14 protein-coding genes are annotated in these 11,395 nt (G+C 54.0%); 5 read left to right on the top strand and 9 right to left on the bottom strand.

Features of this window, described 5'->3' with window-relative positions:
- Positions 1-439 precede the first annotated feature (439 nt).
- Together M0412_RS03825 and M0412_RS03830 are read left to right on the top strand one after the other, a co-directional pair.
- Complete coding sequence (locus tag M0412_RS03825; protein WP_269699775.1) at positions 440-1,744, top strand: integrase family protein; 1,305 nt, start codon at positions 440-442, stop codon at positions 1,742-1,744.
- Between the two features lie 680 nt (positions 1,745-2,424).
- On the top strand, positions 2,425-2,676 hold the full coding sequence (locus M0412_RS03830) for a hypothetical protein (RefSeq protein WP_269699774.1): 252 nt from the start codon (positions 2,425-2,427) through the stop codon (positions 2,674-2,676).
- A gap of 19 nt (positions 2,677-2,695) precedes the next feature.
- On the opposite strand, the gene M0412_RS03835 is transcribed toward M0412_RS03830, so the two are convergent.
- Genes M0412_RS03835 through M0412_RS03845 form a run of 3 tightly spaced genes read right to left on the bottom strand, consistent with a single transcriptional unit; the run spans position 2,696 to position 4,263 of the window.
- A complete protein-coding gene (locus M0412_RS03835) occupies positions 2,696-3,412 on the bottom strand; it encodes a hypothetical protein (protein ID WP_269699773.1) in 717 nt (238 codons plus the stop codon).
- Positions 3,413-3,445: 33 nt separating this feature from the next.
- On the bottom strand, positions 3,446-3,865 hold the full coding sequence (locus M0412_RS03840) for a hypothetical protein (RefSeq protein WP_269699772.1): 420 nt from the start codon (positions 3,863-3,865) through the stop codon (positions 3,446-3,448).
- Between the two features lie 53 nt (positions 3,866-3,918).
- Entirely contained in the window at positions 3,919-4,263 is a 345-nt protein-coding gene (locus M0412_RS03845) for a hypothetical protein (RefSeq protein ID WP_269699771.1), read from the bottom strand.
- A 279-nt stretch (positions 4,264-4,542) separates the two neighbouring features.
- Between M0412_RS03845 and M0412_RS03850 the strand changes: the two genes are divergently transcribed.
- Positions 4,543-5,112 (top strand): recombinase family protein, encoded by a 570-nt coding sequence (locus tag M0412_RS03850; RefSeq protein ID WP_269699770.1) that lies wholly within the window; start codon positions 4,543-4,545, stop codon positions 5,110-5,112.
- An 8-nt stretch (positions 5,113-5,120) separates the two neighbouring features.
- Here M0412_RS03850 and M0412_RS03855 read toward each other — a convergent pair whose 3' ends face one another.
- From M0412_RS03855 to M0412_RS03870, 4 genes are all read right to left on the bottom strand, one after another.
- On the bottom strand, positions 5,121-5,540 hold the full coding sequence (locus tag M0412_RS03855) for a helix-turn-helix domain-containing protein (RefSeq protein WP_269699769.1): 420 nt from the start codon (positions 5,538-5,540) through the stop codon (positions 5,121-5,123).
- Positions 5,541-5,580: 40 nt separating this feature from the next.
- The gene (locus tag M0412_RS03860) at positions 5,581-6,405 is read right to left on the bottom strand and encodes a hypothetical protein (protein WP_269699768.1); all 825 of its coding nucleotides are present in this window, start codon (positions 6,403-6,405) and stop codon (positions 5,581-5,583) included.
- Between the two features lie 207 nt (positions 6,406-6,612).
- Positions 6,613-7,299, bottom strand: coding sequence for a DNA methyltransferase (locus M0412_RS03865; RefSeq protein WP_269699767.1), 687 nt, complete (start codon positions 7,297-7,299; stop codon positions 6,613-6,615).
- Positions 7,299-7,508: a hypothetical protein gene (locus M0412_RS03870; RefSeq protein ID WP_269699766.1), complete on the bottom strand. Its 210-nt coding sequence runs from the start codon at positions 7,506-7,508 to the stop codon at positions 7,299-7,301. Before M0412_RS03870 ends, M0412_RS03865 begins: the two co-directional genes overlap by 1 nt.
- 1,030 nt (positions 7,509-8,538) lie before the next feature.
- Here M0412_RS03870 and M0412_RS03875 point away from each other — a divergent pair.
- Positions 8,539-9,414: a phage integrase N-terminal domain-containing protein gene (locus M0412_RS03875; RefSeq protein WP_269699765.1), complete on the top strand. Its 876-nt coding sequence runs from the start codon at positions 8,539-8,541 to the stop codon at positions 9,412-9,414.
- Positions 9,411-9,713, top strand: a complete 303-nt coding sequence (locus tag M0412_RS03880; RefSeq protein ID WP_269699764.1) for a hypothetical protein — start codon at positions 9,411-9,413, stop codon at positions 9,711-9,713. Before M0412_RS03875 ends, M0412_RS03880 begins: the two co-directional genes overlap by 4 nt.
- Position 9,714: 1 nt before the next feature.
- Here the strand turns inward: M0412_RS03880 and M0412_RS03885 are convergent, their stop codons facing one another.
- A complete protein-coding gene (locus M0412_RS03885) occupies positions 9,715-10,737 on the bottom strand; it encodes a hypothetical protein (RefSeq protein ID WP_269699763.1) in 1,023 nt (340 codons plus the stop codon).
- A gap of 65 nt (positions 10,738-10,802) precedes the next feature.
- Positions 10,803-11,216, bottom strand: a complete 414-nt coding sequence (locus tag M0412_RS03890; RefSeq protein ID WP_269699762.1) for a hypothetical protein — start codon at positions 11,214-11,216, stop codon at positions 10,803-10,805.
- Positions 11,217-11,395 lie beyond the last annotated feature (179 nt).

The raw sequence follows: 11,395 nt of genomic DNA on the forward strand, positions 1-11,395 counted from the left end.
TTTGTTCTGACTAGTGGTTGCGACTAAGTTGAGTAGATAATCCCAAAATAGAACACGTTACGATAGCAAAGCGCAGCCTGGTTTCGGACCCGTCAGGATAAAGCCGGATAAATTAAATGCCCGCTATAAGCATGTGCATGAAGGTGAAGAAGTAGCCCGACATCATCAACAGACAAGATATTGTGATGGCGGTTACACCAAAGTTACATGAGCTGGGCATTGCCGGGCGAAAATCACGTAACTGTTTGGAAAATTTGGCGCGCCCGAAGAGATTCGAACTCCTGACCCTCAGATTCGTAGCGGCTCCAGGCTAATTTTTAGATTCATGAAACAAATGCAAATGATTGTTATTTAATCATTTTGTAAAATCGATGTTTCGTCATTATGGCACTTTTCATGTAACATTCAGTCTAAATCCGTTACATGGAAGTTACATGAAATGCCGAATATCTACTTATCTGATCTGGTGGTTGCGCAGGCTATTTGTCCTGCGGAAAAGGATCAGGAAATTTATTGGGATTACCCGATTGGTAGTGACGGGGTGGTTCGGAATGGCTCCGTTGCGGGGCTTGGACTGCGTGTGACGGCATTGGGCAACAAGACCTTCGTGCATGCTTATGTTTTCAACCAAAAGCGGCACAGGAAGGCTCTTGGATCAACAATCATATTAAACGTGGCCTCGGCACGGCTGGCGGTGATTGATCGCGAAAGGCGCCTCCAGGCAGGCGAGAATCCTGATCTTGATGAGAATGACCCGCGCCGCATCCACTTGATGACGGTCCGTGAAGCGATTGACCGCTACTGGGAGAGCCACGTTTCCGGGTTATCGGAAGGCTATAAGTATTCCTTTGTTATGCTGATGGCGAAATGGCTCCGTCAGGCTCCTAAACTCGTAACGAAGAGGGGCAGCAATATCAGAAACTACGCCGATTTCGGCTCGATGTTTCTGGATCGGCCGTTGTCCTCAATTAAGCCATTGGATATCGAACGGTACCAGAAGCAGTTTGCCTCTCCTTATGTTTACAACACCGCTCTTCGGCACGTGTTGGCACTTTTTAACTGGGCTATCCGGATGCAACTGGTTGATATGCGCAATCCGGCGCATCCACTGAAAAAACGGAAGATCATACGTCAGCGGCGCGATTACTCCATGGAGCAAATCCGCCAGATCACCGCGCACATTTTCTATCCAGTGTTTGAAGCGGTGCCGGACATCGACAGTATGAGCGGTCTGGCCAAGCGGGACGAAGCCCTGGTTAATGCCCATATTATGACGGCCAACGACCAAATGGCCGAGCTGTGCAATTACATGGGCATCCTGTTCCTGACCATGGCGCGCCCGAGTGACCTTGCCAGCGCCGAGTTCACCCATTTTGATCTCGTCCAGCTCATCTGGAACAAGCACAACACGAAGGGCATCAAGCTTTCTCGTTCACTCTACGAGTACGCCTACCGCACCGTGCCAATCCACAGCAAGGTTGCTGCGATGATCCGCGCACAACGTGATCGCTGGCCAGATAGTCGCCTCGTGTTCCCGTCTCATACGGACCTGTCAAAACCGCGCGATAACTTCCGCAAGGGCTTAGCGAGGTTCAAAGCGTTGCCGGGGGTGCCAGATCACTTCCAGCTTTACGACCTTAAACGTATTGCGATTTCGCTCATGTTGACCGGGCAGGGGGTCTCGCGTGAAGCCGTCTCCCACTACGTGGATCACAAGGGTAATCTTGAGACCACCATGATTTAAGATCTTGGTCTTGTTGATCCGCTCCGGCCAGTAACGCAACGACTTGGCGAACTTGCGGGACTATAATGGCGGGTCATTTTCAGGAATGCGAGTCTCGACCGTAGCCGAATCCAAGGCGACCTTGAACGCCTAAGGAAAGGATGTCGATGTGGACGCAATGCAAGCGCTGGTGCTCACTCACCACCAGTTGAACGAGTTGTTGCGCGAGGCTGCGCGCCAGGGCGCAGCCCTAGCCGTCGCAGAATTGCGCAGCGAGATTCATCAGTCGCCGGACGATATCACCTTGCAGAGACTGAGAGGTTTTCTCCAAAACCCTTCACACATTTCCAACCCACACGACTGCTGGGCTCACAGTGGAATCATCCGTCTGATTGAACCGACGCCACGTGGCAAACCGAAGTCGGCGGCGTGGTTCATGAAATTCCAGCGGGAGACAGGCCTTGCGGGTTGCCACACGCGCCCAAGTCCGGCGTATGGTCGCCGCCGGGAGTGGTCGTTTGCCGATATCCGTCTTGCATGGGAGACATTTTACCATCGGCGTTGAGTGCTGCTTATCCCCGGTGGTACAGAAAGCTAGGTGTGCAAAAGACAGCTGATACAACTCTGGCCAGGTGCAGATTTGCAGGTTGCCGTTTTAGCCTGGGGCATTAACGTTTGGCACGTGTCAGACGGAGATCCTCATGCGAAAAGACCAAATTCCTGATTTTGTAGACGAGATTACCGCGACCGGATGCCCGATATGCGCCATCAGCGACGACCTGTATGTTCTCGGGGAAATCGATGTGCCTGAGGAAGAGATAGAACGGGTATCTAGGGATGTGCATGAAATCAGCAGACGATACGGAGAGCGGGATCACCTCCGGACCGAGATCGCCGCGTATTTGCGCTCGATAGGCCGTTATTTTGACCTTGATGTGAGAACGGCCAACTAGCGACGCCGACGCTCGCTGATTATTTGACCAAGTCCGCAAAGGTCTCAGGCGTCACTCGCTTAGGGGTGCCCAATCCGCCTAACCCAGCGAGCGAAGACGTTTGATCGGAAACACCCCACTCATCTCCATAGCGGAATAGGTGGAAGCCAACAGCGAAGTGCAGCCCTTCAAACGAAATTAGCGCCACCCGTTCTGCCGATGCGTCTGCACCGTAAACCTTTGCGGCATTTTTGGCATTGAGCTGATACTTTTCGCTGTTTTGGAGCGCAGGACTGGGAATCGCAACTTTCACCAACTTGACGCCCGCGAGGCGGTCAGTGCTGACGGTAGTCGCAAACTCGTCTGCCGCTACCTTTTCCATTTGGGCTGACTTGCCTTCCACGACGGGATTAGTTGTCATTAAGCCATAAATCAGGAATTTCACTTGTGAGGCGATACGGGCTGCAAAGCCTGATTTGTTGATTTTGACGAAGAGGGGACTTGTGGCGGGGGCTGGAGTCGGTACCGCCAGTGCCTTCAGACGATCAACACTGGCGACGAAATCGAATTCCGCACTCATCTTATCGGCGGCAGTCGCGGCAATGATGGCATCGAAATCCTGCTGAACAACCCCTTCAATATAGGCCGTCACTGCATCCTCCGGGGTCGACAACGTGGCGGCAAAGGATGGCGAAACCGCCAAGCCGCCGACCCACAGCACAGAAGCAAATGTCAAAATGAGCCTTGATAGCGACATGGTATTCCTCTGGTTATCAAATAGGGTATCCGGTCAGCACGCCGGAGATGTTGGATTGCGTGTGCCATACTGCGGCCCGCAATTCTGCCCGTAACCGCCCATGGGGATTTGGTGTGCCCCGGTTGTTCGCCCGCGCGACCCGCCACCAGACGACAGACCGCCGCCCATGAACGTATTAACGGCTTCACCGATCAGGCCGCCGAGGTCGCGGCCCTCCCGTACTCGTCGCCCACGGGAAAAGTCCGGCTTGTGAAATCCCTCGACCGGGCCGATCAGCACGTCCCCGGCCTTTGGTATCCGTTGGGCCGACTTTTTCTTTTTCTTGTCAGCCACCTTTGTAATCGGGTGCTCATCATCAGCAAGACCAAACTGTGCCGTAGGCACAGGCTCGGCGTTTACAGGTGCGGCGATGGATAGTGAAATCAAGGCAGCGGTGATGAGTTTTGCAGGCATATTCGAAGCCTTTCAGCCTGTGGGGTGCGCTCGGATGGATTCTGATGGATGCGCTAAATGCGCGGATAAATGCCTTCAAGCGGGCAGTTGAGAAGGTAAATTCTGTCTGGACCGTAAGGGAACTGGAAGCCACAGGTGAAACCGGCTCCTGCGCTCCCATTCACTCTAAAAACTATTTTTTCGTCGCCTACGTTCTTCCACGTACCGGTTCGCGCACCGCTTTCGAGCGTTAACATCCAGTCGCCACCCTTATTTATTTCAAGGCGTTGCGTGCCGACCTTGTATTTGCCCACTTCCTTCGAGTTATTCAGCAAGCCTTCGGAGAATACATACGTGCCGGCCAATACCGCGATTACAGCAAGCGACGCGAATACCACCTTCTTCCATTTCTCAGGCATACCAAGCTCCATGTCGGCAACTAAACAGGAGCTCTAGCTATTCAAAAATCACGACTTTTGACGGGCGCAGCCGCCCCGCATCCCCGCCAATACCGCGTGTAAAATGAGAATGAGAATCTCAATAAATTCAGTATTGCTAAAGTTTATCCAGCGTCACAATTTGTGAATCAGGCCTACTTGCAAAATTCGTGACTTTTGACGGTAGTAAATATTCAGCATCCCTTAAGCAACTTTTTGAACGCTCGTGGTCTTCAAGGGATTTATTCAGGAGACCTCGCGATGCCCCACACTCCCGTCACGCCACGACTCATCGGTTACGCCCGCGTCAGCACCGAGGCGCAAGACCTTGCCTATCAAATCGAGCGGCTTGAAAACGCGGGCTGTGTCGAGATTTTCCATGAAAAGCGCAGCGGCAAGAACCGGGACGGCAGGCCGGAGCTGGCTCGCCTGCTCGCCCGCCTTCAACCGGGCGATGTCATGCTGGCGACGGCGACCGACCGGGTAGCGAGAGACCCGCTCGATCTCGTGAACATCCTTAAAACGGTGAAGGATGCGGGCGCGGGACTGCGGCTACTGGATGAGCCGTTTATCGACACCACATCAGAGATGGCGGATTTAATCGCGTTCTTAGTTGGCTGGGCCGCCCGCTGGCAGCGGCGGCGGATACTGGAAAATACCGCACAGGGGAGGGAAGCGGCGCGTCTACGTGGCGTGAAGTTCGGGAGGCCGTGCAAACTGGGGCCGAGAGAGAGGGAGAAGATTGCGGAACAGCGGGCGCAGGGCGAGACGTGCGGGCGGATCGCGCGAGCTTTTGGGGTGAGTGAAAGCACGATACATCGTGCTGTTTAACCGCAGTGCTAGCTATCATCGCCCGTGGCTGCTGTTGCCTTCACCATCTCGATGATACTTTGGCGGACGTTCAGGTTAGTGATTTTTACGAATTCCCGGTTCAGCCGGAATCCTTCGGAAGACGACAGGAAGGTTTGAATGTCGTCGGACGATGGCGCTTTCGCCGCATCGACAGCACCTGCATCATTTCCTGGTGCGTCTTCAAAGAAGAATGAGACGTTGACATTCAGGATGTCCGCAATGTTCTGAAGTCGACTGGCTCCGACGCGATTGGTACCGCGTTCGTATTTCTGGATTTGCTGGAAGCTGATGCCTAGGCTATCGCCGAGCCGTTCCTGGCTCATGCCCATGATGTTTCGGCGCAGCCTGATACGGCTTCCGACATGGACGTCGATTAGGTTCGGCTGTTTCCTATTGGTCTCTGACATTAGCTCCCCTCAACGAAAATGTTGTCAAGGTCGGTATGGATCAAACCTTGGCGAGCTGCAAGACGGCGAGCCCCGTGGCTGCGATCGTGGCGGCATCCGCAGATACTGCGAGAGCGTGAAGCCCATACTTCATCTTTTCCCCCATGGTATTGAGGGCGGTTTTAATGGCGTCGTTCGGTGTGCTGGGCACAATGACATTGTGAACTTGAAGAAATGTGGCAAAGAGTTCCTTGTAGGTTGCCCAGAATATCTCCTCGCCAAAGTCGTCGTAGTGCTGATAGGCACTTTCAATCTGCTGAAGGTAGTGCTTCAGAATTCTTCCTATCTCTGCGGGAATTTTCCCGTGTTGCTCATAGGCATTCAGCGTATTGCGGGCGGCGTTGAGAGCTTCGCCGAGTTCATCAACGGTTGCTTCCTGTCGTTCGGTTATCTGCAAGCGCTCTGAAGCGTCCTCAAGTCGCTGATAGACATCCTGTGAGAAATGCTTCTGAAACACACTGCCCGTATCGATGCCGAAATTGCGTGCGTCGAAGACACCATTCGCCATTTTCGCGGCTTGAATCCAACGCTGTTGGGTTTCTGGCCGTTTGAGGGTGAGGCTGCTGACGTCACGGATAACGCGGTTGCAAAGAGCGACGAAATTGTCTCGTAATTCGGCATAGTTTTCGAATTCGAGCTCCGTGGCGATTGGTTCGAACACTTGATAAAGCGGACATTGAAGGCCGGTAAATTTTTGAGTTGGACTATGCGGCTGATTGAAACGCAATTCACCTGCGGTAATTTCAATACGCCGCATAAGTCTGCAAAGACGATCAGCGACATCGGTTGCATTGTTTTGTTCTGAATCGGTGTCTGTTTCTGACATTCAAGAAGCTCGTGGCGTTTAGCTAAATCTTCACAATCTTTTCAGTCATCTATATTGCATTTCCGCAACCGTCTATAGGGTGAATTGCTGAGATTATCCTGCAAGCCATGCGGCGATCTAGTCCACAAAAGTACATCGGTCTGATGTTTTGAGTTTCGATTTTTGGGGCGGCAGGGATAGCATCGATTTGGCAGGCAAGAACCGGTTTCATCGAGGAAACAGGCGTTTGTGTGCAACCTCGGTATGGTCACGGTCAAGTTCAATGCCGATATAGCGCCGTCCGCAAGTTTCAGCCGCGACGAGCGTAGACCCAGATCCGCAGAATGGGTCCAGCACCAGCCCGCCTTGCGGACAGTAGGTGCGGATCAATGGTTCCAACACCTCGACCGGTTTCTGGGTCGGGTGCAGCTTGTTGCCGGTGTAAACCCAGCCTGACACGTCCGATAGCGGTGTAGTCGGCAACTGCGGGCGGCCTTTGGCCAGCACGTAGGCGCATTCATGCCGCGCCTCGAACAGGCCCTTGCGGGACGCGTAATCCTTGCAGAACACGATGTGCCCGACACGCCGGAACCCGGCCGAGGCCCATGCCGCCAGGAACGCTTCGGTCGCGGTCCAGCCGTAGAAGCTGATGCAGAGCGTGTCGGGTTTCATGAGGCGGTAGATCTCGCGGAAGGCTGGCTCCAGCCAGTCACCGTTGGTGTCGTTGGCAATGGTGCGGCCCTGCCGGTCACGGTAGTTACAGATGTACGGCGGATCGGTCAGAACAAAATCCACGCTCTCGGCGGGCAGTCCCGCCATGACGGGAATGCAGTCGCCATGGATGACCGTATTTTCAGGAACGGCCACCGCGTCAAAGACGAGATGGCCGTTACGCGCGATGTAGGTGGGGCGCATTACTTGCGACCCTTGTCGGTACGTTGTTCAGCGGCCTTGACGCTGCGAACGACCACACGGCCGTCGAGCGGGATCGCATTCAGTGTCATGTTGAACCCTTTGCCGTCGGCATGCTGCCATGCGGCTCCGATTTTGGTCCAGAAGGCGTTGGTGCCTTCGCCGTCCACCACGAAGACGTGATGGGTGGGGATGGTGGTAGGTGTGCTCATGTCGGGTTCTCCCGTTGATTTCTCCGGTCAAGCCCTTCGCGACCGGTCGGGGTGCTCCAAGGCTCTGATAAGGAGAGAACCGCAAGGAGGCTCCGGCCGAGGCTCCCTCGGGATACGGCTGGATGCCTTGCGTTTCGACCCGCAGAGCCTAACCACGACCTCTGCCGGTCGCGGGCGTGACCGTACCAACGGGCGCCCACGCACACGCCACATTCAACACTCTCACCGACAAGATGACGCCGAAGGCTCCGTACCGGGCCTCCGTCGCCCGCGCTCCCGCGTGAGCGGAGCAGGGGCGGGACGTGCCACCTGAGAGAGGTCGGCAGATGGCCCCGAATGTCCTGTCGTATCCGGCGTTCCGCCAGCCTGTGCTCGGGAGACCGCTCGCGGCGGCACACGGCTTGCGGGTTGGCGGAGACAGGGCAGGGTGCCATCGTCTGCTGACCTTTCTCAGGGCACGATCCCGCCGCGCGGAGCGAGAAAGTGGGAAAGGTCGGATGTGTAACATCCGACCGTGCGGGCGACGGCGGTCCGTCACTCCCTTATTTATTAGGGAGTGACGGATCGCCACCAAACCCAGAGCCGTAGCCACTTGCCCGCAAAGGATTCCAGATGACACCGCAATGATGGCGCGCTTAGCGCTCCGCTTCGCTGATCATTTTCAGCGCACGCCGCTGGAAATTATGAACCGGCGGCGTTCATTATCCCGCCAGATCACGCCTAACGTTGATCCATCTACCTCACCGTTTTCCCAGCCAAAGGAGGGCTTCCATGCCTGCTTCATATATTCGCGCGCCGCCGCAGCGGTATTCGTTCCCGACACCTGTTCCTCACCCGGACCCGTGCCGGTGCCCAACAGGGCACACCACACAGGCCAGCCACCCGGCTGGCTCGGGAGGCTTTTACCACGAAAGGACTACTGACTGACGCATTCCGGCGCTCGCCGCGAATGACCTTCGCGGGGTGACCTGATCCAAGGACAGGCCATCAGCCATCAACACTCACCGACCTCTCAAGGAAGGAGACTATGATGGACAATCTGACCATGGATCTCGTGCGTCTGACGCAACGCAACAAGGATGGCTCTTACGGTACCCAGACCAACCGTAAACGCGGCCTGACCGCAATGGCCAACGACCTCAGCGACCTCGGCTACAAACTGCCGTCCGCCGCATCCCTGAAACCCAAACATATCGAAGCACTGGTGGAAAAGTGGCTCGATGCCGACACCACCGACGCCAGCATCCGCAACCGGCTGACCTGGCTGCGCTGGTGGGCCGAAAAGGTCAACAAGGCTAACGTGGTCAATCGCGACAACGCCGCCTATGGCGTGGCCGAACGCGGCGAGATCACTCGCAACCGCGCCCAGACCCTCGACCCCGCCAAGTTCAAGGCGATTGAATGCCCGTACATCCAAGCGTCGCTCATGCTGCAAGTGGCCTTCGGCCTGCGCCGCGAGGAGGCGATGAAATTCCAGCCACAGGCCGCAATACGTGGCGACCACATTACCTTGCAAGCAAGCTGGACCAAAGGCGGCAGGGCGCGCACGGTGCCGATCACCACGCTGGAACAGCGGCACGTCCTCCAGCACGTTATAAAACTCGTGCCGGGTCGCGGCTCTCTGATCCCCGCCCAACTCAGCTATGTCGAACACCTCAAGCGGTTCGAATATCAGACCCTGAAGGTGAACCTGCGGAACACGCACGGCTACCGGCATGCCTACGCCCAAAACCGCTATAAAGTCTTGACCGGCCAGCTCTGCCCGCTGGCAGGCGGCGAAGACTGGGCGACTATGACGCAAACCGAACGTGAGACAGACCGCGCCGCGCGCCGACAAATCTCCGCTGAACTCGGCCACGGCCGCCTCAAGATCACGGATATCTATTTGGGGAGTGCCTTCCAATGAAGCGCTCTGAAGGTAACTACCTGATGGCCATCAGCCGCCGCGCGAACTACGCCAAAAAACTGTTCAACCCCGCCACCATCGCCACGGCTATCGACGCCGTGGCGTTCGAAGGGCATCGGCAGTATCGGATTGTCCAGGAGGTTCCATTCGATCTATCCGGAACAGCCGCTGCCCGCGCGCTCGAAGCTTGGCTGGATCAAGAACAATTCACCTACACGTGGCGGCCGCGTTTCCTCGAACAGGACGCGTTCAGGCCGTCGATTGTGACGGAGCATCCTGAGTTGGTGATTTTCTGGTAGCTCAGGGGCAACGATCGGCGACTATATGGCAAACGATCCTACCCACATTGGACATAGCCAACTGCCTGCAGTCGCCTTCAAGATTGTGGCTCTTATTGTCAGTTATTCCTTTGCATCCAACTATGTCGGAAATGCCTCTGACAATTAGCACGTCAAACTCTTCGCCTCTACGGAAAAGCTCTGTGGCAGCCAAAAAGCCCCAAGACTCCATTTCCACACAGACAGCTTCTTCTGATATTCGACCTGAGGTAAGCAGGTATTCATAAGTATCTCTACTATCTAATACCTTGTCCCAGGAAAAGCTAATCGAGTTCTCGATTATGCGAGGATGCTCAGGAGGCTTTGCGGAAATATTGAATCTTTGCTCGATTGCCTGCGCGAGTTCATTGAACTGACTCTTACGTTTATCTGAGTTTGAATCGTGCGAGGCATAAGCGATGGATGAGTTAAGGGCGGATAGCTTCAAGCCTCCGACAATCGTCGTTACTCCAGCCCAAGATTGTTCACGCCTGGCAGATAAACGTATAGGACTTTCAAACGTCACTCCAGAATTGCTGGCGGTGACGGATGGCGAATTTTTGGGTACGCCTTCAAAATCCTGATAAATTTTGTCAAACGTAGAATTCTCTACAAGATTTGGCAGAACGATATCGCCAATCCAAGCTTTTCTCGGATCAAGGGATCCAGCGATTCCAGCGCTAATTACCAGTTTTGGTGAAAGTCGTTGGCAAAGATAAGCAGTGTGCGCTGCGGAAAGCATGTTCCCTTTGAGATTTTCGCAGTATACCGCAATTCGGAATATCAGTCCTTGACCTATCTGTTTGGCAAAGAGTTTTGTTCCGACAGGGCCCCTCTCTCTGCTTTTGAGTTCTTCGAAGTCTTGGGCGGCCAATGCGTTGCGCATTTCATCAAAAATGCCTCTGAATTCGTTCGCCGTTGGAATTATGACCAAAACATCATAGGAGAAATCGAGATCTGTTACGCTATTGATGTTCCGAGCGTTCACCTTATACTTCGAAGACACTTACCAATTTCCCCCAAAAAAAGGAGAGCATGCGCCCTCCAGTGTTTTTGATCCGTTATAAATGCTTATTGAAGAACTAGCGTTTTCCCGTAGAAGAAAGCGCGCGTTATTTCGCAACGTTCCATTTTACTTTGAAATACTGGAACATTCATCCAAGATAATACACGTTGCCGTATTTGTTCATCGTATGCGATTGGTCTTAGATAAACCCTGATACAGCTGTTTGAGACGCCGACTACTTCTGTATCTATCCAATAGAAATCATCTATAAATGTCTTGAAGGCATTGATCCGGTTGTCAAAAAAAGTCGCGTCCACTTTTGTTGGATCTTTGTCGATGTCGAGAATAATACATTGCTGTTGCTGTTTTGGGATCACGTTTTGTCCCCGAGCTAAACCTTCAAGCAACCTGTAGAGCGTGCTACTTTCTCGATAAGTCCTATCTTTGCTTACAAGAGTATCCGAATCCTGTTCATTCATGTGCTTTCCCCATTAGGTAAGAGCATGGGATCATGCCGGAGCACGTTGAAAACATTTGCTGATGCACTGTGGTGTGTTCTTATAATGTTCTCTATAGATGAATTGCGCAAGTAGAAATCCCTGATTTACATGGAATCAGCGAACGCTGTTTGTCGAAAGACATCATCCTCTTGATTGGT

This window comes from Agrobacterium sp. O3.4, assembly GCF_041414895.1.
Taxonomy (GTDB): Bacteria; Pseudomonadota; Alphaproteobacteria; order Rhizobiales; family Rhizobiaceae; genus Agrobacterium; species Agrobacterium cucumeris.

Bases quoted from the DNA above. Each gene is read 5' to 3' on its own strand.
- M0412_RS03825 (WP_269699775.1), top strand. From the start codon at position 440: ATGCCGAATATCTACTTATCTGATCTGGTGGTTGCGCAGGCTATTTGT.
- M0412_RS03830 (WP_269699774.1), top strand. From the start codon at position 2,425: ATGCGAAAAGACCAAATTCCTGATTTTGTAGACGAGATTACCGCGACC.
- M0412_RS03835 (WP_269699773.1), bottom strand. From the start codon at position 3,412: ATGTCGCTATCAAGGCTCATTTTGACATTTGCTTCTGTGCTGTGGGTC.
- M0412_RS03840 (WP_269699772.1), bottom strand. From the start codon at position 3,865: ATGCCTGCAAAACTCATCACCGCTGCCTTGATTTCACTATCCATCGCC.
- M0412_RS03845 (WP_269699771.1), bottom strand. From the start codon at position 4,263: ATGCCTGAGAAATGGAAGAAGGTGGTATTCGCGTCGCTTGCTGTAATC.
- M0412_RS03850 (WP_269699770.1), top strand. From the start codon at position 4,543: ATGCCCCACACTCCCGTCACGCCACGACTCATCGGTTACGCCCGCGTC.
- M0412_RS03855 (WP_269699769.1), bottom strand. From the start codon at position 5,540: ATGTCAGAGACCAATAGGAAACAGCCGAACCTAATCGACGTCCATGTC.
- M0412_RS03860 (WP_269699768.1), bottom strand. From the start codon at position 6,405: ATGTCAGAAACAGACACCGATTCAGAACAAAACAATGCAACCGATGTC.
- M0412_RS03865 (WP_269699767.1), bottom strand. From the start codon at position 7,299: ATGCGCCCCACCTACATCGCGCGTAACGGCCATCTCGTCTTTGACGCG.
- M0412_RS03870 (WP_269699766.1), bottom strand. From the start codon at position 7,508: ATGAGCACACCTACCACCATCCCCACCCATCACGTCTTCGTGGTGGAC.
- M0412_RS03875 (WP_269699765.1), top strand. From the start codon at position 8,539: ATGGACAATCTGACCATGGATCTCGTGCGTCTGACGCAACGCAACAAG.
- M0412_RS03880 (WP_269699764.1), top strand. From the start codon at position 9,411: ATGAAGCGCTCTGAAGGTAACTACCTGATGGCCATCAGCCGCCGCGCG.
- M0412_RS03890 (WP_269699762.1), bottom strand. From the start codon at position 11,216: ATGAATGAACAGGATTCGGATACTCTTGTAAGCAAAGATAGGACTTAT.